Genomic DNA, 19,889 nt, shown 5'->3' on the forward strand with positions numbered 1-19,889 from the left:
ATCACGCCTGCCATGGCCATCGTGGTTGCAGATATTCGCAACGTAATGTCGGACCTCCAAAGGCGTGTCACTGCGCTAAGGGGGTCTCTTTGACGTCGCGGCACTGAAACGCGAAATTGACGAGCTCGATGCGCTGTCCACGGCGCCGGAGTTCTGGACGGACCAGGCCAAGGCGCAGGCGCTCATGCGCAAGCGCGCGCTGGCCACCGAGAAAATCACTCACATCGAAGCGCTGTCGAGGGACGTGAGCGACGGTGTGGAGTTCCTGGAGCTGTGCGCGGCGGAGGACGACGAGAGCGCTCTCGCCGACGCCGACGCGCAAGCCAAGGTCCTGGCGGAGCGCGTTCGCAAGGCGGAGCTACAGCGCATGCTGAGCGGCCCGGCGGATCACGCCGACGCCATCGTCAGCATTCACCCCGGAACCGGCGGCACGGACGCCAAGGACTGGGCGGAGATGCTCTTGCGCCTTTACACCCGCTGGTGTGAGCGGCGCGGTTTCAAGACCGAGATCATCGACTACCAGGTGAGCGACGACGCAGGCATCGACGGCGCTTCGTTCACGGTCAGTGGCCCCAACGCATACGGGTACCTGCGCGCCGAGGTCGGCGTGCACCGGCTGGTGCGCATCAGCCCGTTCGACGCCAACGCACGAAGGCAGACCAGCTTCGCGGCGGTCGAGGTCACGCCGGACATCGAGGACGAGATCAACATCGAGGTGAAGGACACCGACGTCGAGATCACGACCATGCGCGCGGGCGGTAAGGGCGGGCAGAACGTCAACAAGGTCGAGACGGCCGTGCGCATGAAGCATTTTCCCAGCGGCATCGTCATCGTCTGCCGGGCCGAGCGCAGCCAGCATCAGAACCGCGCCATGGCGCTCAAGATGTTGAAGGCCAAGCTCTACGAGCGGGAGCTTGCCCGGCGCGAGAAGGTTCAGGCCGACTACGAGGCAGCCAAGACCGACATCGCCTGGGGCAACCAGATCCGCAGCTACGTGTTGCAGCCCTACCAGCTGGTGAAGGACCTCCGGACGGAGCACGAGACCGGCGACGTGCAGCGGGTTCTGGACGGAGAGATCGACGACTTCATCGAGGCGTACCTCTTGCAGAACGCCGACAAGAGCACCAAACACCCCGGGTCGATGCCACCCCAGGCGTCTTGAGCGAAAATCGGGTCAACTCTCATGCAGGTCTTCATCCACTTCTGCCACGCTTGAAACTACAAACCTCGGGCGGCGAGTCTCGCGGCCGAGATTGAAAAGAAGAGCGACGCGAGCGTGACCCTGGTGGTGGGCAAGGTGGGTCAGTTCGACGTGATCGCGGACGGTCGCCTGGTGTTCTCGAAACAAGCCGCCGGGCGGTTTCCCGAGCACGCCGAGGTCATCGCCGCGCTAGCCGGCTGAGCGGCACAGCGCCCGATCGGGCTGGCGGTTCGCGTGGACGTTCGGCCGCGCTAGGCTGCCCGCTCGTGAAAGCTGAGCAGAACTCGAAGCTCGCGCTCGTCACCGGGGCGAGCCGCGGCGTCGGACGCGGTGTGGCGCTCGCGCTGGGCGATGCGGGCATGACCGTCGTGGTTACGGGTCGAACCCTCGAGGGCTCGCGCTCCGTTCGCGACACTGCTGACGAAGTGACACGGCGCGGAGGTCGCGGCATCGCCCTGCGCTGCGATCACGCCAACGATGACGACGTGCGGCAGGTATTTCGGCGCATCGAGGCCGAGCTCGGTCGGCTCGATGTGCTGGTCAACGACATGTTTCAGATCCCGAGCGAGCCGATGTTCGGCGTTCCGTTCTGGGAACAATCTCTATCGCTCTGGGATCAAATGCACAGGGTGGGATTGCGGTCGCACTACGTCGCGAGCGTACTGGCAGCGCCGCTGATGATCCCGCAAAAGCGTGGGCTAATCGCCAACATTTCGTCCTTCGGTGGCGCGGGGTTTCAGCTCAACGTGGCCTACGGTGTGGGCAAGGCGGGTGTCGATCGGCTGGCGCGGGACATGGCGCATGATCTGCAAACCGCATGGCGTGACGGTCGTGAGCCTGTGGCCCGGCGTCCAGCACCAGCGAGCTGTGAGTGGGAGCCGCGAGCGCGGGCGTTCGGCCGATGCCGGGCCTCCGTCACTCGTCTTCAAACTCGATCACGTGGCTCAGGAAGAGCTCGGAGAGGATGCGGAGAGCTTCCAGACGTGGGATTGACGCGGCGTCCGCGATGGACCCGAGCGGCCTCAGGCCGTTGACCAGCTGCAGGACCTGCAGCGCGCGTTCGTCCGTGACCCGAGCGCTCATCTGCTCGGGTTCGATTGAGAGTTGCGGAACGCGGTCGAGCTCGCCGATGCGCGAGAGGTACAGCTTCTGGAGCGCCGTGTGGCACATGTCCAGGCACTGCAGCGCGTCATGGTGGTCCGGCTCACGGTCGAGCAGGCTCTCGGCGACCAGCCTGGCTCCCGCGTAGTCGTCGTGCGCGAGGCGATCGTACATCACGTGCAGCCGGCCGCCGACGATGTCGTCTTCTGGGACCAGGCTGACCCGGTCGTCGTCATCGACCTGTTCGGTGATGACCGTCGTGGGCAGCGGGGGCGGCGTCGAGCGCGGGCGGTGACCCGGATCCATGGCAGCAGTTCTCTGACAATCGCGCGACGTAGGCAAGAGCCTTTCGCTCACGGGGTCAGTTCAGGGTCGTGCACAGCTGCGACCACCACTTGGTGTTGTTCGCCGGCTTGCCACACTGTGCGGCAGCCTGTTCCATGCACTTCGCGGGTTCGGCCAGGACCCCGTCCCACTTCCCGCCCGGGTTGCACTGGTAGCAGCAGCTCTTGCAGGTTCCAGTGCCCGGCGCGCCCTGTCCGCCGCACTGATCACTACCGGGGGGCAAGCTGCAGCAAACGTCTTTTCCGCTGGTGCCCGGGCAGCCAAGGCTCAGTGTGAACTCGCAGCACTTGGCGCCGAGAGTGCCGCACGGTTGACACTTGCCGTCGAGACAGACGTTCGTGTCGAGGCATGCCTGACCACAACAGCTTTTGCCCGTTCTGCCGCAGTCCGTGGTCGACCCGCCGCTCCCCCCGCTCGCGGTCGTTCCTCCGGTCGCGCCGGTCGCCGACGTGCCGCCCGCGCCGCCCGTGTTCGCGCCACCCGTGCCGCTCGCGCCGCCCGTGGGCTGTGTCCCGCCGCCGCTCGGCCCGCTCCCCCCGCTCCCCGCGCCGCCACCGCTCGCGCCCGTGCCGTCGCCGCTGGAGAAGCGATCCGCGTCGTGAGTGAGGCTGCAGCCCACCGCGCCGAGCACCAGGGCGAAGGCAACGCGACGCATCGAGCCGCAGCATAACCCGAGCGGGCGTTTGCCGCTCGCTTCGGGAGCTGGCCTCTCGAATTGCGCGGCCGTGCCCGCTGAGTGCCTCGCGGCTCGAGACACTGCCGCAGCGTCCATGACACATCGGTCAGCCCCGGCTAGACTAAAGGCCGTGTCGAGGCGGCCCTGACCCGGATGTCGATCGCCTGCTCCGCGCTGCTCGGGGCCGGTGGAGTCGTCGGCGCAGCGCCCGAAGCCCGCGCGCAGACGCCCGACTGCGTCGAGTTCCACGAGCAGGCAGTGGCGCAGCGCAAGGCTGGCGCGCTCGTGCACGCCCAAGCCAGCTTTGCTGCCTGCACCGCGCCTGCTTGTCCGGGACCGGTGCGCGAAGAGTGCGCCGCCGAAACCCGCCGCTTGAACGGGCTCATCCCGACGCTGGTGCTCGCAGCCAGGACCGCCGACGGTCGGGAGCTCAGTCGAGTGCAGGTGCTGGCGGACGGTCGACCGTTCGTCGATACACTCGATGGGCGTGCCGTCCGGCTCGATCCAGGAGCTCACACCCTGAGGTTCGAGGCTTCGGGGCTCCCGCCCGTCGAGGCGCGGGTATTGCTCGCGGAAGGGGACCGATTGCGCAAGGTGGCTGTCGTGCTCGGCTCCGGTTCCAACCCGAGCGAATCAAAGGCAATCCCCACGCTCAGCTGGGTCTTCGCCGGTGTGGGTGTGGTAGGCCTCGTGGGCTTTGGTTACTTCGGGCTATCGGGTCTGAGCCAGGAGAGTGATCTGAAAAGAGAGGGTTGCGAGCCGAACTGTTCGCGAGACAAGACCGATCGGCTGAAGCGAAGCTTCTTGCTCGCCGACATTTCCCTAGCTATCGGAGCCGTGGGTCTGGGCGCCGCAACCTGGGTGTTCGTGAGTAGCCGGCGCGCAGAGCCGTCCGCGAGAGCGTCGAACCGCGTGACCACTCTCGGCCTGGGCGCCACGTTTTGACGCGAGTCGAGTCGGGACGCGCATGAAGAGCACGCAGCCCGAGCGCATCATCGGTCGCTACGCGCTGTTTCGGGAGATCGCCTCCGGTGGCATGGCTTCGGTGCACCTCGGGCGTCTGCTCGGTCCAGTCGGATTTTCTCGCGTGGTCGCCATCAAACGCCTGCATCCGCACCTGGCGCGCGATCCGGAATTCGTGGCGATGTTCATCGACGAGGCTCGGCTGGCGGCGCGGGTGCAGCACCCCAACGTCGTTCCGACCCTGGATGTCGTGGCGCTCGATGGGGAGCTGTTCATCGTCATGGAGTACATCGAGGGGGAGTCGCTCGCGCGGCTCGTTCGACTCGCAAAGACCAAGGGTCAGCGCATTCCGCTCGACGTGATCAACGCCGTCATGATCGGCACCCTTCACGGTCTGCACGCTGCACATGGGGCGCGCGGGGAGGGTGGCCGAGCTCTGGGCCTGGTACACCGAGACGTCTCACCTCAAAACATCCTGATCGGTGCGGATGGCTTGGTAAGGGTCGTCGATTTTGGCATCGCCATCGCCGCGGGCCGCAGCCACCGCACGGCCAGCGGCGTGTTGAAGGGCAAACTCCGCTACATGGCGCCGGAGCAGGTCATGCTCGAGGCCGTCGACCGGCGCACTGACGTCTATGCCGCGTCGGTCGTGCTGTGGGAGCTGTTGGCCGGTCGCGGTCTGTTCGCCGGTGAGAGTGAGTGGCAGGTCGCAGAACAGATCCGCAACGGCAACACACCGCCGCCGTCGAGCTTCAACTCGGAGGTCAGCCCCGCGCTCGATCAGATCGTGCAGAAGGGCTGCGCAACCAAGCGCGAAGACCGCTTTCCAACGGCCGGTGACATGGCGGAAGCGCTGATTGCGGCTGCCCCGTGCGCGATCGGGCGGACCGTCGGCAAGTTCGTCGAGTCCCTCGCTCGGGAGTCCCTCTCGGAGCGACGTCGGTGGGTAGAGAAGGCCGAAGCCAGCACGAGCGACGTACAGAGCCTGGAAGCACTGAGCCACGAAGACGCCGAAAGGACCGGGGAGCCCGAGACGCTCGCGCGAGAGCTGGCCGCCGAGGACGACGAGCTGCCGACCACCGTCGAGGCCGAAGGGGATGATGGCAAAGGGGGCGAGGAAGAGCCTTCCAAGACCCGCGCGGGCGGCGCGTTTGCCGGCACGCGGCCCGTCCAACCCGCGGAGGCTGCAAGCGTGGCGCCTGCGCAGGCCGTGGCGGACCAGCCCGCGCAGGCACCGGCGGAGCGTGTTCGTCGCCGCCTCCCCCCCGCAGCCGGGGGGGTCGTCGCGGGGGTCTTTCTGGCGGCCGTGCTCGGCCTCGTAGCGCTCGCTTCGCGGTCGTCGACGCCGACCCAAGACGAAGCCGTCAGCAACAGCGTGTCGCACTCGAACGCGCCGCCCACTCCGGTTGTTGCGTCTTCGGGGTTACCCAGTCGGAGCAGCGCGGCTCCGCCCGAAGCCGCGCCCAGTGCCGAGCACGGCACGTCGGCGAGCGGAACGGCTCGTCAGACCAAACTGCGGCCGGCCGCGACACTCCCCGCCGCTGCCCCACAAAAACCGCCGCTGGACTGCACCCCGCCGTATTACGTGGATGGCAATGGCGACAAACACTTCCGGCGTGAGTGCCTGAAGCAGTGACGGTGGTAGCGAGCATGCTATCTTCGTGCGCTGCGTGAGCGAGCCGCAAACCCGGGTTCGAAACCCCACCCGCGTGAATCGGTACTCCAAACTGCGAGTCTCGGTCGTGCGGGGACCGGATGCGGGAGCTTCGGCCGAGATCGCGGGCGGCTCGTTCCGTATCGGGACTTCCGCCGAGAACGATCTGGTGATCAGCGACGGGACGGTCTCCCGGCGCCACTGTGAGCTCGAGCCCACGCCCAGCGGGGTGCGGGTGCGCGACGCGGGGTCGACGAATGGCATCGAGCTTGCCGGCAACCGAGTCTACGACGCCATCGTGTGCGGTGACTTCCGCATCGGGCTCGGCGACACCATCCTCGCTGTCGCTCAGCTCACCGAGTTCGAGGAGCGGGAGCAACTCGAGGTCGACGGGTTTGGTGACATCGTGGGCCGCTCCGCGTGCATGCGCGAGCTGTTTGCCGCGCTCGCGCGGGTCGCACCCACCGACCACACGCTGCTCATTTACGGTGAGACGGGCACGGGTAAGGATCTGATCGCCGAGGCCGTTCACGCTCGGAGCCGCCGGGCGGGACAACCGCTGATCGTGCTCGATTGTGGAGCGATCGCGCGAACGCTGGTCGAGAGTGAGCTGTTCGGTCACGAGCGCGGCGCCTTCACCGGCGCGGCAAATGCGCACGAGGGAGTGTTCGAGCAGGCGGACACCGGCACGCTGTTTCTGGACGAGATCGGCGAGCTGCCGCTGGAGCTCCAGCCAAAGCTGCTGCGGGTTCTGGAACGGCGAGAGCTCCGGCGGGTCGGCGGCACTCGCAGCTTCGCCGTCGACGTGCGCATCATCGCCGCCACGAATCGCAACCTGCGGGCGGAGGTGGACCGCGGCACGTTCCGCGAGGATCTCTACTACCGCCTGGCCCAGGCGCAGGTCGTGTCGCCACCGCTGCGGGATCGGGCCGGCGACCTCGAGCTCTTGGTTCGGCACTTCTTGTCGATGGTCGATCCCCCGACGAACATCGACGAGGTGCCGGAGGCCGTGTGGGAGATGTTTCGCCGGCACCGCTGGCCGGGCAACGTGCGTGAGCTCAAGAATGCGGTGCAACGGCTGGCCGTGACTCCGGGGCGCGTGCTCCCGACCTCGATCACTCGCGTTCCGAGCGCAGGCGACGCATCAGCCTTCGATCCGGGCCAACCGCTGCCGCCGCTCGCGCTCGCGCGCCGCGACGCGAGCGACGCCTTCGAGCTGGCCTATGTGCGTCGAGCCCTCGAGCTCAGCGCAGAGAACGTCCCTCGCGCCGCCGAGCTCGCGGGTATCTCGCGCCAGATGATGCTGCGCCTCGCGCGGAAACACGATCTGAAGTGAGGTGTGTCCCCGGGCCGAGCCCGCTGGCTCGCGCTAGCGCAGCCGGTTGAGCTCCAGCTTACTTCCGGCGCCCAGGCGCCACTCGTCGTTGGGCGCCGAGCACGAGCGCCCACCCGATGACACCACGCTCACGTAGACCGTGCTCGGCGTGTCCTTGGGCAGACGCAGAGCCGCGGACTTGCGATAGCTACAGGCGTCACCGATGCGACAGTTCGTGCCGTTCTTCGCGGTCACCGTGGCAAGCTTGCTTCCCGCCGGATCGTTGGCGTGTTTCGAGACGAAGACCTGGTGGGTGATCAGCGGATCGCGGGCGCCGGAGCAGCCGGGCGGTTTGCCTCCCCCGCCGTGGGTCTGCGCCTCGATCAGCGCATCGACGCCGACCACGTCGCCGGGCTTCGCGTGCTTCAGCGTGGCCTGCAACGTCACGTGGGGTTTTCTCGGCCCGCTGTTCTCCATATCGAGCTTCATCCAGCCCCCGGACACGTCGTGGCCTTCGCTAGTCTTGCCCTTTTCGTTCGCGCCCTTGCCGATGCGCGTCACGTAGAGCCCACCGTGGTGATCATCGACGATCATCACGTCGTGGCCGTTGGTCGCCACATCCACCGCCGCCACGACGAGGTTCGCGAAATGGTTCCCGTGCATGCCATGGCTGATGGCCTCGGCCACCGACAGCGCGCAGTGGTGTTTCAAGTGGGTGCACGTCATGTCGCGGGTGTCCGACAGGTCCGGCCCACTCGCGTCGTCCTTCGAGTCCCCCAAGATCACCTTGACCTCGTACTTCGGGTCGAATGGGGTGACCCGCGTACAAGGCGAGCCGCCGCCCATGTTCGATTGCTGACACACCGTCAGCTGGACCTCGCCGCGCACCGCGACCCGCTCGTCGGGTCCGAGGTCTCGCAGGGGAACCGAGTACACGACCTTCCACTTCGCGTTCTTTTCGATCGGAACGGCGTGCCTCCGCTCCTCGGTGTCCTTCCCGAACTCGTACCCCCCGGCGGGAGCCGCGGCGGCGGCCAGCTCGGAGTCGTCCACGAGCTCGACCTCTCCGTCGGTCGCGACGACGCACCCGGTGGCGATTGGTGCGAGCACTGCGCAGGCGAGTCCGAGCGAGGCGATGCGAAGCTTGGGCTGCGGCGGTCGGCGGCGTTTCATCTTGGGGAACCTCCTGCCCCGGACCACTTCAAGTTGTGTGCCCGACCACGAATCAGACCCGCCCGGGCACTCTGAGCCCAAAGACGGGTGCCCAGCCGCTCCGGGGCCGGCCTCCGGGTAACTGCGAGTTTCCCGCGCTGACAACCTGAAGTTTCCCCAGAGGGTGGTTGCGCTCGCAGAGCTGCTGGCGGTTTCCCAGTCGCGGGCCATCGGGTATCGTGCGAGTGAATGGGATGGCCCAGAGCAACGCTCGCTGCGGCCGCCGTCCTCACGGGTCTCGTTGGTGCCGGCAGTTGCAGCTCGACCACCACCAACCACTCGTCCGGCGGCGCCGCCGGCGGGGGTACGGGTGGAGCAGATGGGTCCGCGGTCGATGCTGACGCGGGGCTGGCGTCGGAGTGTCGCGGTTCTTGGGTACAGCCAATCTGCACCGATCCACCAGCCATCGTCCCGGCCTGTCCGTCCATGGGTCAGACGCTCAAGTACGCATGCATCGATCCGAAGTCCGGTGACGTCGAATTGGAGAACCTGTCCGACGACCGAACCTATTGGTGCTCGCTGAATTCGACCCAACCCGGCGGAGACTACTCGTGCACATCGGAGCCGACGCCCGACGACGAGGTCAATATTTCCAGTCTTGGAACGGCGCCGAGTCCTTGCGCGTGCGGGACACTGTTCACGATTGGCACCCCGCACTGCACGTACGATTGTGTCGCGGCCGACTGAGGTCTGTGCCTTCACGGCGGGCGCCGACGCGAGTCCCCGCCCCTCGTGCCAGCGTTTGGTGACCGTGACGCCGCAGCGAAGCCACGCGGCTCAGCGTCACTGCGGCCAGGGCGCGCGTTCGCCCGATTCGCGCCGAGGGCTGCCCGGATGCCCGAGGGCGGTGGACGCCCAACCGGCCCCGCGCTAGACGCCGCCCCCTCATGTCAGCCGAGAGAGAAGCCGGGGAAACCCCCTCCGCCGAAGGCGGGGAAGAAGGCTTGATCCAAGCTCGACGCGACAAAGCCGCGCGTGTGCGGGAGCGCGGGCAGAACCCCTTCGCCAACGATTTCGCCGCGGCGGACCGAGAGCTGGCTGCGGCGCTGCGCACACGCTTCGAGTCGGCGCTGCTCGAGCCGCGACACGAGCTGCGTTACGACCCCGAGCAGGTGAGTGCGCTCGCCCGCGACAGCGCGATTCACGTCGCCGGTCGCCTGATGGCCCGCCGTGGTTTTGGCAAGGCGTCGTTCCTGCGCCTGCGGGATGGCTCCGGAGAAATTCAGCTGTTCGCGAAACAAGACGTGATGGGGGATGCGTTCGCCGCCCTCGAAGACATCGACGTCGCGGACCACGTCGAAGCAACCGGCCGCCCGATGGTCACCAAGACCGGCGAGCTCACCCTCGAGCTCTCGGCCATCCGGCTCTTGACCAAGGCGCTTCGTCCGCTGCCGGACAAGTGGCACGGGCTGTCCGACGTGGATCTTCGCTACCGCCGCCGCTACGTCGACACCGTTGCCAACCCCGATGCTGCCGCCGCTCTGTTCGCGCGCTCAGCCGTCGTCCAGGGTCTGCGTACGTTCCTCGACGGCGCCGGGTTCCTCGAGGTCGAGACTCCCACGCTGCACACGGTAATCGGCGGCGCCGCCGCGCGCCCCTTCACGACGCACCACAACACCCTGGATCTGGATCTGTTCCTGCGCATCGCACCGGAGCTGTACCTCAAGCGCATGCTCGTTGGCGGCTTCGAGCGGGTCTACGAGATCGGCCGCTGTTACCGCAACGAAGGCATCAGCACTCGGCACAACCCCGAGTTCACCATGCTCGAGTTCTACATGTCGTACGCCACGTACGACACGCTCATGGATCTCACGGAGCAGATGCTGCGCCAGGTCGACGAGGCGCTCTCGGCACGCTTGGCGAGCGCCGGGCAGACCGCGCGCTACGACGCCTGGAAACAGGCTCGCAGCTTCACCCTCGACGAACCGTTCGCCCGGGTTCCGATGAAGCAGTCGGTGCTCGCCGCGCTCGAGCGTGCACAGATCCCCCTCGAGTTGGTCGATCGCATGGCCGAGATCGCGCTGGCCAAGGACACGCCGACCGGTCCTGCCAGCCCCGGCGCGGCGCTGGTCGGTGAGTGGGCAAAAAAGAGCCCGCGCGCCAAGAAGATCGACTGGGCGAATTTCCGAAAGGGCCTCGGGGTCTGCGAGAACGCGGGGGAGCGGCTGTTCTCTGCCTACGAGTACCTGGCCTAGCCATTCCTCGCGGAAGATTATCGGAGCCGCGACGGTTCGAGGGGCGTGCCGGTCTTCATCACCGACTACCCCGCCGAGGTCTCCCCGTTGGCGCGGCGCAAAGACGCCGATCCAACCCTCGTCGATCGCTTCGAGCTGTTCGTCGACGGTCGCGAGCTGTGCAACGCCTTCAGCGAGCTGAACGACCCGGAAGACCAGGCGGCGCGCTTCCTGGAGCAGGTCGAGAAGAAGGGCCGTGGCGCCGAAGAGACCATGGACTACGACGCCGACTACATCCGTGCGCTCGAGCACGGCATGCCGCCGGCGGCGGGCTTCGGCCTCGGCGTCGACCGGCTGGTCATGATGCTCGCTTGCCAGCCGTCGATCCGAGACGTCATCGCCTTCCCGCTGCTTCGCCCCGAATCCACCTGAGAGCCGCCGACCTTCGATGTTTGCACCCCCGCAGCTCAAACCCGAGCAGCTCTCGCTGATGGCGAAGGTGTGGCTGATGCTCGGTTTTCCCGGGCGGGTGGCCGTCGTCGCGTTGGTGGCGGTCGCCTTCGGGTACCTGATCTTCCGGGCCGTGCGGCGTCTGGGTCAGAAGGGGCGACGCAGCCTCTTGTCCATCCTCACCGGCCTGTGCTTGGTGGGTGTGGTGGTGCTCGGCGGCTGGGCTGCGAGCTTGCCGGAGCACCGCGGCAGCTTCTTCGTGTTCTGGCATCAGGTCGTGCGGGTCGGCGCAGCCCTCTCGGGTACCGGCTTCGTGGTTGGGTTCTTGACCCTCGCGTTGCCCCGCATGCTCGACCGGGTCGAGGGACAAGGTTTCATTCCCTTCGTTGCCGTGCGCCACGTCCGCGCGAGCAAGAGCGGATTTTTGACCGTCATCTCGGGGCTCAGCATCTCGGGCGTTGCGGTCAGCGCGTTCGCGCTGTGTGCGGTCGTCAGCATCATGGGCGGATTCGGCGCCGATCTGAAGCGCAAGATCTTGGGCAACAACGCCCACATGAAGATCGAGTCCGGCACCCACGGCGGCTTCGCAGGGGTCGATGAGCTGCTCACCGACGTGCGGCTGATCAAGGGCGTGAAGGCCGCCACGCCGGTCACCGCCGGCGAAGCCATGGCGTCGTCCAGCTCGAACACCGCCGGCACCATCGTGCGCGGCGTCGAGACCTCCAGCATCGGGTCGGTGATCGACCTGGTGCAGAACATCGAGGTGGGAAAGTTCTCGTACCTGGACGAGCCGGCGAAGCTCGCCGATCTTCCGCCCGAGGAGGTGATCGGCATCTCCACCGGCGGTGAGGTCTTCCTCAAGGGGCCCCGGGTCAAGTCGTGGCTCAAGCGAGATCTGGACGACGACGTCGAGGCCGCGACCGAGCCGGTCTACCCGGGGGTGATCCTCGGGCGCGAGCTGGCCAAGACCCTGCACGTCTACGTTGGGGACGAGGTCACCTTGGTGGCGCCCCTCGGCGATCTCGGGCCGATGGGAGTCCTACCCCGCAGTCGCAAGTTCCGCGTGGCCGCCATCTTCTACAGCGGCATGTACGAGTACGACGCCAGTCACGTCTACATGAAGCGCGACGACGCCCAGGAGTTCCTGGATCTGAAGGGGCGCACGACGGCAGTAGAGGTGAAGCTCGACGATGCCGAGCTGGTCGAGCCAGTCCGCCCGGAGCTCGAGGCCCTGATTGCCAAACACGGCGTGGGGCTCGGGCGCGAGGATATGAAGGTGCGCGACTGGAAGGAGCTGAACAAGAACCTGTTCAGCGCCCTGAAGCTCGAGAAGATCGCGACCTTCATCATCCTCAGCATCGCCATCGCCGTCGCGAGCTTCTGCATCATCTGCACCCTGCTCTTGATGGTGACCGAGAAGAGCAAAGAGATTGCGATCTTGAAGGCCATTGGCGCGAGCGATACCGCGATCTTGCGCGTCTTCATGAGTGAAGGCGTGATCATCGGTGGCATCGGCACGGTGTTCGGCGTGGTGACGGGGCTCTGCACCGTGCTCGGCCTGTTGTGGTTCGGCGTGCGGCTCGATCCGGACGTTTATTACGTCGATCGCCTGCCAATTTCCGTCGATCCGCTCGACTACACGCTGGTCGCCGTCAGCGCCATGGTCATCACCACCATCGCCACGATATACCCCGCCATCGCCGCCAGCCGACTCCGGCCCGTCGACGGCATTCGCTACGAGTGATCAGGACCATGGCAGAGCCCCTCGTCATCATCGAAGACCTGCACAAGAGCTTCGAGCACATGGGTAGGACGCTCCAGGTGCTGAAGGGCATCGATCTCACCATCCGGGCGGGAGAGCTGTTGGCGATCGTGGGCCCGTCGGGGGCCGGCAAGAGCACGCTGCTTCACTGCATGGGGACGCTCGACCTACCGACCACCGGTCGCATCCGTCTCTCGGGTGAGGAGCTGACGACCATGAGCGGCTCGCGCCTGGCGGCGGTGCGCAATCGCGAGATCGGCTTCGTGTTCCAGTTTCACCACCTGCTCCCGGAGTTCAACGCGCTCGAGAACCTGATGTTGCCCGGCTTGATCCAGGGGCGCAGCAAGCGGGAGATGGAGAAGCCGGCGGCGCGGCTCCTCGACGAGGTCGGGCTGTCGCATCGCGCGACCCACCGTCCAGGCGAGCTATCTGGCGGCGAGCAGCAGCGTGTGGCCATCGCCCGTGCGCTCGTGCTCGGCCCAAAATTGCTGCTGGCGGACGAACCGACCGGCAACCTGGACAGCGCGACCAGCGAGGCGATTCACGATCTGTTCTTCCAGATCAACAAGGACCACGGCACGACCATCGTCGTCGTCACCCACAACTCGGGCTTTGCCGAGAGCATGCCCCGTGTCGTGCGCATGGTGGACGGCCGGGTGTTCAAGGACGATACCGGACGCGGGCGACCCGGTGTCATGCCCGCGAGAGAAGAAGCGGCCGGGGCGGAGTCCGCGCCCGCGGCGGAACCCGCGCCCACGGCCGAAGCCGAACCCGAAGCGTGAATCAGCCGACCAGCGCGTTCTTCGCCTGTTTCACCAGGTTCCCCACCTGACTCTTGGTGATCCCGGCGCCCGCGCCGATCTTCTCGAGCATCACGGCCTCTTGTTTGTCGAGTCCGGCGGTCGCGAGCGCGGCGTAGGCGCCCAGCAGCAAGCCCGTCTCGGCTTGCCCCAGCTCCTTGAGCTGTTTGCCGACGGCCTCACAGCGGGCGGCGTGACCTTCCTTGGTGATGGCCGCGTCGCACTCCTCCATCATCGCATCCACCTCCCACTCGACCACCAGGCCGCTCGAGAGGTCGTGCATCGCCTTCACGATCGCAGCCTTCTCGTCCGCGTCCGCCTCGCCGTCGGCTAGCGCACACAGATACCCGGCCTCCATCGCGTGCCGGTAGACCTGGTTCAGCGTCGGCCCGGTCATCACCTTGCGCATTTCGGCGGCGATCTTCTTCAGGTCAACTTCGGTGCGTTTGCCTCGACTCATGTTCCCTCCGGGGCGGCGAGCATGCGTCGCTCTCCGGTCGCGGCTCAAGTGCTTCCAACGCCGCGGATAATTGCGGGCGATTTTCTCGGGAAAACCACCGGCGCGCGGAATTTTCACCAGCGCGCGGGAGCGGGCGAGGCGATGGCCTCCGCACGAACCCGGACGGCGTGACTCGTGGGATACCGATGTGGGGCAATGTGCCGCGTTCGGGCCTGACATCTAACAGTTCCAAGGCGGAGGTCCGACTGATACCTTTGTAAGTTGGCGGTTGAGCAACTTGCGCTCCAGTTCCGCCGGCGAGGCCTCATGCACCGACGCAGTAGAGCTTTTGGCACACTGACTGTTTTTGGGCTTGGATTCATCTGGGTCGCCGCTTGCTCCGACGAGAGCAGCACCCCGACGCCGTCCGTGTCCGGCGGATCGCAGCAGCCCTCCTCGGCACCCGCGTCGGTGTCGGAGGCGGCCCGCACGCGGCTCGCCGAAATCAGACAAACGTTCCGGCTTCGCTCCGAGCGCCCGTCGCTTCACCTGCCTCCGGGCCGTACGTCCCGCTCCCCCGCTCCCGCCGAGCTGCCGTTGATCGGCGGCGCACGGGTTGGCCTTGCGAGCTCCGGCACGCGCCTGCAGGCGCTGCTGACGGACGACCCGTCGAGAGGCACGTCGCAGACCGCGCGGGTCACGCTGCCGGAAAACGCGTCGGGGCCCGTCGTCATCAGCGACGAGGGCTCGAACGTCGAGCTGTCGTTCACAATCGACGGCGCCACCACCGCGCCCGCGGCCACTGCCGAGGGGGTCGCGGTCTACTTCGGTGGGCTTGGTCCGGGCCGCGACGTCGTGCATCGCCCCACCGAGGCGGGCAGCGAGGACTTCGTCGTGTTCAACGCGAGGCCCGAGCACGAGCGAGTGGGGTACACGCTCGACGTCTCCAAGGTCGCGGGCCTGCGGTTCGTGTCCGGTGTGATCGAGCTGATGGATGCCGGCGGCGCGCCGCGGTTGCGCATGGCTCCGCCGTTCGTCGTCGACCGGACGGGGCAGCGCCGCGAGGCGACGGTCGCGCTCGATGGTTGCGCGTACGACAAGAGCCCGGTCGCACCTTGGGGTCGCAGCGTCACGCCGCCCGGCGCCGCGACTTGTCAGGTTCACGTGAGCTGGGACGGCGCGGGCCTCGAATACCCACTCGCGCTCGACCCCGCGTGGACGTCGACGGGTTCGACGGCGTACCAGCACGCCTATCACCCGGCGGTCATGCTGCTCAGCACGGGCAAGGTGCTCTTGGTTGCCGGTTACTCCTGTGTGCCTTCCTGCAACTATGGGGGCTGGGCGGAGCTGTACGACCGGACCTCGGGCACCTGGGCGACCACGGGGTCACTCACGAACCCTCGCTACTACACGTCGGGTGAAGCGCTGGCGAGCGGAGGTGCCGTGGTCGCCGGCGGGTACGGCGGGGCGGGATATCTGACCTCGTCGGAGCGTTACAGCTCGGGTACCGGGACCTGGTCGGCGACGGGCTCGCTCCTGGCCGGACGCTACATCCACTCATCCTCGAGGCTCGCCAGCGGCAAGGTGCTGCTCTCCGGCGGCTACGGAAATAGCGGATACCAGCAGTCGGCGGAGATCTTCGATCCGTCGACGAACAACTGGACCTCGGCCGGCAGCATGACGGGCGGCCGCTACATGCACAGCATGACGCTGCTCTCGAACGGCAAGGTCCTGGCTGCGGGCGGGTATCCCTCGACGGGAACCGCCGATCTCTACGACCCCGGCACCAACTCCTGGAACGCTGCGGCGGCCATGATCGGTAGCCGCTACGAGCACATGGGGACCGCCCTCGCGTCCGGCACGAAGGTCCTGGTCGCGGGTGGCTACGGCAACAACTACCTGAACACCGCCGAGGTCTACGACGTTGCCACCAACTCCTGGTCGGCCACCGGAAACATGGCGTTCTCGCGCGAGTCGCCCTTCGGCGCCACGCTCGCCAACGGCAAGGCGCTGATCGCCGGCGGTTACACCTGCTCGGGGTTCTGCGACTACGCCATCAGCAGCGAGGTCTACGACCCGGCGACCAACTCCTGGTCCGCGACCGGCAACATGAAGGACGCCCACTACTACACCGACCCGGAGGCCATCTTGCTCAGCACGGGGGAGGTGCTGGCCTGTGGCGGCGAGGGGCCGAGTGGGTACACGAACGTGGCCGAGCTGTTCAAGCTGGTGCCTCAGGGTGGCGCGTGCACCGGCGCGGGTGAGTGTGCGGCCGGGTTCTGCGTCGACGGCGTGTGCTGCGACTCGGCCTGCACCGGCGTCTGCACGGCCTGCACCAGTGCCAAGAAGGGCACCGGCGCGAACGGCGTGTGTGGCGCGATCATCAACGCGACCGATCCGGACGACGAGTGCTCGGACCAAGGCGCGCTCTCTTGCGGCACGACCGGCGTCTGCAACGGTGCCGGCGCCTGCGCGAAGTACTCGACGGGCACCCAGTGCGGCACGCCATCGTGCAGCAACGCCAACCTGTCCTCGTTCGCCTGCAACGGCGGCGGCGCGTGCTTGACGACCCAGACTTCGTGCGCCCCCTACATCTGCGGCAGCGCGAGCGCGTGTCGGACGAACTGCACCACCGACGCGCACTGCACCGCCAGCGGGTACTGCCGCACCTCGGACGGGACCTGTCAGCTCGACCAGCCCAACGGCGGGTCGTGCACCAGCGCGTCGCAGTGCGCCAGCGGGGCCTGCGTGGACGGCGTGTGCTGCGCCACGGCGTGTACGGGTTTGTGCCAGGCCTGCAGCGTCGCCAAGAAAGGCAGCGGGGTCGACGGCGAGTGCGGCGCGATCAAGGACGGCATCGACCCGGACAACGAGTGCGCCGACCAGGGCGCGCCCAGCTGCCAGGGCGACGGCCAGTGCAACGGCGCCGGTGCGTGCCGCAAGTACGCCAAGGGCACGAGCTGCGGCGCGACGACCTGCGTCGGCAACAACTCGACGGGACAGGTCTGTGACGGCTTTGGCAGCTGTGTGGTGGACACGACCGGCACGAGCTGCGCGCCTTACCTGTGCAAGGGCTCTTCCTGCGCCAACCCCTGCGCCAACGATCTGGACTGCATCAGCGGCAACTTCTGCGAGTCCGGCACGTGCAAACCCAAACAGGCCAACGGCGCGACCTGCGGCGGGGCCAACGGCTGCGCGAGCGGGTACTGCGTCGACGGCGTGTGCTGCGCCACCGCTTGCACCGGTCTGTGCCAGGCCTGCAGCGTGACCAAGAAGGGCGGTGGGCTCGGCGGTGAGTGCGGCCCGATCAACACCGGCCTGGATCCCGACAGCGAATGCGCCCAGACGGCCACCAGCGGGTGTGGGACCGATGGGCAGTGCAACGGGGCCGGCGCCTGCCGCCTGTGGGCCAAGAGTACGGTGTGCGGCGCCAACGTGTGCGTGGGCAACACCAAGACGGGCAAGAGCTGCGACGGCTTCGGCACCTGTGCCAACAACGCTTCGGGCACCGACTGCAGCCCGTACGTTTGCGGGTCTGGTGCCTGCCAGCAGCCCTGCGCGACCGATGCCAACTGCACGTCCGGCAACTTCTGCAAGGCCGGCGTGTGCACCCCCAAACAAGCGAACGGCGCGAGCTGCGCCGGCGCCAATCAATGCCAGTCCGCGTACTGCGTGGACAGCGTGTGTTGTGCGACGGCGTGCACCGGCGCGTGCCAGGCTTGCAGCGCGGCGACCAAGGGCAGCGGCGTGAACGGCGAGTGCGGACCCGTCGCGACCGACACGGACCCGGACAACGACTGCCCGGACGACGGTGCGAACACCTGCAAGCGTGACGGCATGTGCAACGGGTTCGGCGCTTGTCGGCAGTACGCCAAGGCCACCGCCTGCGGCCCGTCGGCGTGTATCGGCAACAAGGTCTCCGGCCAGTTCTGCGACGGCTTCGGCTCGTGCCAGTACGACCCGGTCGGGACCGACTGCGCTCCCCTACACCTGCGCGTCGAACAAGTGCTCGAACCCCTGCGCTGGGGACACCGACTGCGCGACCGGCAACTACTGCGCCAGCGGCGTCTGCAAGGGCAAACAGGTGAGCGGAGCGAGCTGCTCGACCAGCAACCAGTGCGCATCGAACTACTGCGTGGACGGCGTGTGCTGCGCGACCTCGTGCACCGGACTGTGTCAGGCGTGTAGCGCCGACAAGAAGGGGTCCGGAGTGAACGGGGAGTGTGGGCCCATCGCCGACAACACCGATCCCGACACGGAGTGCCCGGACGACGGCTCCGCGACCTGTGATCGGGACGGCATGTGCAACGGCTTCGGCATCTGTCGGCTGTACAAGAAGGGTGAGGCCTGCGGCTCGACCCAGTGTGTCGGCAACACGGTCAAGGGCCAGATCTGTGACGGGTTCGGCACCTGCACGTTCAACTCCGCCGGGGTCGACTGCACCCCGTTCGCTTGCGCCGCCAATGCCTGCACCGACCCGTGTGTCACCAACGCCGACTGTGTCGCGGGCAATTTCTGCGACCAGGGCGTGTGCAAGGGCAAACAGACGAACGGTGCCCAGTGCACGGCGAACTCGGGCTGTGCCTCCAACTACTGCGTGGATGGCGTGTGCTGCGCCACCCCTTGTACCGGAAGCTGTCAGGCCTGTAGTGCGGCAAAGAAGGGCACAGGCTCGGATGGTGAGTGCGAGCCGATCAAGGACGGAACCGATCCCGACGCCGAGTGTCCGGACGACGGCTCCGACACCTGCAAACGGGACGGCACCTGCAACGGCACCGGTCTCTGCCGCTTCTACACCAAAGGCACCAGCTGCAAGGCCAACTCCACGACCTGCATTGGCAACTTCGTGAAGGGCTACATCTGTGATGGCCTCGGGACCTGTGAGTACGAGTCGGCGGGGTCGGACTGCTCCCCGTTCTTGTGCACTTCTGACAAGTGCGCCAACCCCTGCACGACGAACGCGGACTGCGTGACGGGGAACTTCTGCGAGCTCGGGACCTGCAAGCCGAAGCTCCAGAACGGCGGCGTTTGCTCCGCCGGCACGTCCTGTCAGTCCGGGTTCTGCGTAGACGGCTTCTGCTGCGATAGCGCCTGCAATGGGCAGTGCTCCGCCTGCGACGTCTCGCCGAACGAGGGCACCTGTTCGCCCGCGGTCGGCAGTCCCCACGGCAACCGGCCGGCTTGCAAGGGCGAAGGCACCGCTTGTGAGGGCTCCTGTGATGGCGTGAACCCCGCCGCCTGTGAGTATCCAGGCAACGGCACCGCCTGCGGCACGAGCTGCGCCTCGGGCTCCGAGACCCAGAGCTTCTGCGCTGGCAACGGGACCTGCGAGCCGGGTGAGGCCAAGTCGTGTGCACCCTACGTGTGTGACGGCACCGACAAGTGTCAGAAGGCCTGCACGACCACCAAGGACTGCGCGTCGGGTTACGTCTGTGCCCCGGACAAAACCTGCACCCCAGCCGGCAATCTCTGCAGTGACGACCACACGGTGCTCTCGCCGGACGGCGCGAAGAAGGACTGCTCGCCGTTCAAGTGTGATCTCGGTGCGTGCAAAACGGCTTGTGAGTCCGTCGATGACTGTGTGCTGCCGGCCGTGTGTCGGGCCTCGGACAAGACCTGCGCGGCGCCCTCGAAGGCCGCCGGCGACGAGGCCGGGGCCTGCGGCTGTCGGGTGGCGGGTGAGGATTCACCCAGAGGAAACGCGGCCCTCGGCGCCTTGCTTGCCGGGCTCGCGGCCTTGGCGGGCCGGCGCCGGCGGCGTGGATCGCGCGTTGAGAAAGGGGGAACTGGTAGCTAG

The 19,889-nt window shown here is 67.2% G+C and carries 17 protein-coding genes; 13 read left to right on the forward strand and 4 right to left on the reverse strand.

Annotated features, from left to right (window positions below):
* The first annotated feature begins 21 nt into the window (after positions 1 to 21).
* The 3 genes from prfB to IPI67_09120 all read left to right on the forward strand — a co-directional run bounded on the left by prfB (position 22) and on the right by IPI67_09120 (position 2,235).
* A protein-coding gene (gene prfB / locus IPI67_09110) for a peptide chain release factor 2 (protein MBK7580348.1) occupies positions 22 to 1,162 on the forward strand; the annotation gives its coding sequence in 2 pieces (ribosomal slippage) (positions 22 to 90 and positions 92 to 1,162; 1,140 coding nt in all).
* Positions 1,163 to 1,252: 90 nt separating this feature from the next.
* On the forward strand, positions 1,253 to 1,402 hold the full coding sequence (locus IPI67_09115; protein MBK7580349.1) for an Rdx family protein: 150 nt from the start codon (positions 1,253 to 1,255) through the stop codon (positions 1,400 to 1,402).
* Positions 1,403 to 1,467: 65 nt separating this feature from the next.
* Positions 1,468 to 2,235: an SDR family NAD(P)-dependent oxidoreductase gene (locus IPI67_09120; protein MBK7580350.1), complete on the forward strand. Its 768-nt coding sequence runs from the start codon at positions 1,468 to 1,470 to the stop codon at positions 2,233 to 2,235.
* Here the strand turns inward: IPI67_09120 and IPI67_09125 are convergent.
* Positions 2,117 to 2,608: a hypothetical protein gene (locus IPI67_09125; GenBank protein ID MBK7580351.1), complete on the reverse strand. Its 492-nt coding sequence runs from the start codon at positions 2,606 to 2,608 to the stop codon at positions 2,117 to 2,119. The two genes, IPI67_09120 and IPI67_09125, sit on opposite strands and share 119 nt — an antisense overlap.
* A gap of 55 nt (positions 2,609 to 2,663) precedes the next feature.
* Positions 2,664 to 3,302, reverse strand: a complete 639-nt coding sequence (locus IPI67_09130) for a hypothetical protein (GenBank protein ID MBK7580352.1) — start codon at positions 3,300 to 3,302, stop codon at positions 2,664 to 2,666.
* Between the two features lie 174 nt (positions 3,303 to 3,476).
* On the opposite strand from IPI67_09130, the gene IPI67_09135 reads away from it, so the two are divergent.
* From IPI67_09135 to IPI67_09145, 3 genes are read left to right on the forward strand one after another with little or no spacing between them, the layout of a single operon-like run.
* Positions 3,477 to 4,268: a hypothetical protein gene (locus IPI67_09135; protein ID MBK7580353.1), complete on the forward strand. Its 792-nt coding sequence runs from the start codon at positions 3,477 to 3,479 to the stop codon at positions 4,266 to 4,268.
* 22 nt (positions 4,269 to 4,290) lie between these two features.
* Positions 4,291 to 5,922, forward strand: coding sequence for a protein kinase (locus IPI67_09140; GenBank protein ID MBK7580354.1), 1,632 nt, complete (start codon positions 4,291 to 4,293; stop codon positions 5,920 to 5,922).
* A 34-nt stretch (positions 5,923 to 5,956) separates the two neighbouring features.
* On the forward strand, positions 5,957 to 7,276 hold the full coding sequence (locus IPI67_09145) for a sigma 54-dependent Fis family transcriptional regulator (protein MBK7580355.1): 1,320 nt from the start codon (positions 5,957 to 5,959) through the stop codon (positions 7,274 to 7,276).
* A gap of 33 nt (positions 7,277 to 7,309) precedes the next feature.
* On the opposite strand, the gene IPI67_09150 is transcribed toward IPI67_09145, so the two are convergent.
* Positions 7,310 to 8,428 (reverse strand): hypothetical protein, encoded by a 1,119-nt coding sequence (locus tag IPI67_09150; GenBank protein MBK7580356.1) that lies wholly within the window; start codon positions 8,426 to 8,428, stop codon positions 7,310 to 7,312.
* A gap of 228 nt (positions 8,429 to 8,656) precedes the next feature.
* Here IPI67_09150 and IPI67_09155 point away from each other — a divergent pair, with 228 nt between their 5' ends.
* The 5 genes from IPI67_09155 (at position 8,657) to IPI67_09175 (ending at position 13,635) form a co-directional block, all read left to right on the forward strand.
* Positions 8,657 to 9,154 (forward strand): hypothetical protein, encoded by a 498-nt coding sequence (locus tag IPI67_09155; protein MBK7580357.1) that lies wholly within the window; start codon positions 8,657 to 8,659, stop codon positions 9,152 to 9,154.
* A 200-nt stretch (positions 9,155 to 9,354) separates the two neighbouring features.
* Complete coding sequence (locus tag IPI67_09160; protein ID MBK7580358.1) at positions 9,355 to 10,662, forward strand: lysine--tRNA ligase; 1,308 nt, start codon at positions 9,355 to 9,357, stop codon at positions 10,660 to 10,662.
* A gap of 45 nt (positions 10,663 to 10,707) precedes the next feature.
* The gene (locus IPI67_09165) at positions 10,708 to 11,073 is read left to right on the forward strand and encodes a hypothetical protein (GenBank protein MBK7580359.1); all 366 of its coding nucleotides are present in this window, start codon (positions 10,708 to 10,710) and stop codon (positions 11,071 to 11,073) included.
* A gap of 16 nt (positions 11,074 to 11,089) precedes the next feature.
* The gene (locus IPI67_09170; GenBank protein ID MBK7580360.1) at positions 11,090 to 12,835 is read left to right on the forward strand and encodes an ABC transporter permease; all 1,746 of its coding nucleotides are present in this window, start codon (positions 11,090 to 11,092) and stop codon (positions 12,833 to 12,835) included.
* An 8-nt stretch (positions 12,836 to 12,843) separates the two neighbouring features.
* Positions 12,844 to 13,635, forward strand: a complete 792-nt coding sequence (locus IPI67_09175; GenBank protein ID MBK7580361.1) for an ABC transporter ATP-binding protein — start codon at positions 12,844 to 12,846, stop codon at positions 13,633 to 13,635.
* A 1-nt stretch (position 13,636) separates the two neighbouring features.
* Here the strand turns inward: IPI67_09175 and IPI67_09180 are convergent, their stop codons facing one another.
* On the reverse strand, positions 13,637 to 14,113 hold the full coding sequence (locus IPI67_09180) for a hypothetical protein (protein ID MBK7580362.1): 477 nt from the start codon (positions 14,111 to 14,113) through the stop codon (positions 13,637 to 13,639).
* A gap of 576 nt (positions 14,114 to 14,689) precedes the next feature.
* Here IPI67_09180 and IPI67_09185 point away from each other — a divergent pair.
* Entirely contained in the window at positions 14,690 to 18,280 is a 3,591-nt protein-coding gene (locus IPI67_09185; protein ID MBK7580363.1) for a hypothetical protein, read from the forward strand.
* The gene (locus IPI67_09190; GenBank protein ID MBK7580364.1) at positions 18,177 to 19,889 is read left to right on the forward strand and encodes a hypothetical protein; all 1,713 of its coding nucleotides are present in this window, start codon (positions 18,177 to 18,179) and stop codon (positions 19,887 to 19,889) included. The genes IPI67_09185 and IPI67_09190 overlap by 104 nt, the downstream gene beginning before the upstream one ends.

The organism is Myxococcales bacterium (assembly GCA_016706225.1).
Taxonomy (GTDB): domain Bacteria; phylum Myxococcota_A; class Polyangia; order Polyangiales; family Polyangiaceae; genus JADJKB01.

Bases quoted from the DNA above. Each gene is read 5' to 3' on its own strand.
- IPI67_09130 (MBK7580352.1), bottom strand. From the start codon at position 3,302: ATGCGTCGCGTTGCCTTCGCCCTGGTGCTCGGCGCGGTGGGCTGCAGC.
- IPI67_09125 (MBK7580351.1), bottom strand. From the start codon at position 2,608: ATGGATCCGGGTCACCGCCCGCGCTCGACGCCGCCCCCGCTGCCCACG.
- IPI67_09180 (MBK7580362.1), bottom strand. From the start codon at position 14,113: ATGAGTCGAGGCAAACGCACCGAAGTTGACCTGAAGAAGATCGCCGCC.
- IPI67_09140 (MBK7580354.1), top strand. From the start codon at position 4,291: ATGAAGAGCACGCAGCCCGAGCGCATCATCGGTCGCTACGCGCTGTTT.
- IPI67_09135 (MBK7580353.1), top strand. From the start codon at position 3,477: ATGTCGATCGCCTGCTCCGCGCTGCTCGGGGCCGGTGGAGTCGTCGGC.
- IPI67_09155 (MBK7580357.1), top strand. From the start codon at position 8,657: ATGGGATGGCCCAGAGCAACGCTCGCTGCGGCCGCCGTCCTCACGGGT.
- IPI67_09150 (MBK7580356.1), bottom strand. From the start codon at position 8,428: ATGAAACGCCGCCGACCGCCGCAGCCCAAGCTTCGCATCGCCTCGCTC.
- IPI67_09175 (MBK7580361.1), top strand. From the start codon at position 12,844: ATGGCAGAGCCCCTCGTCATCATCGAAGACCTGCACAAGAGCTTCGAG.
- IPI67_09160 (MBK7580358.1), top strand. From the start codon at position 9,355: ATGTCAGCCGAGAGAGAAGCCGGGGAAACCCCCTCCGCCGAAGGCGGG.
- IPI67_09170 (MBK7580360.1), top strand. From the start codon at position 11,090: ATGTTTGCACCCCCGCAGCTCAAACCCGAGCAGCTCTCGCTGATGGCG.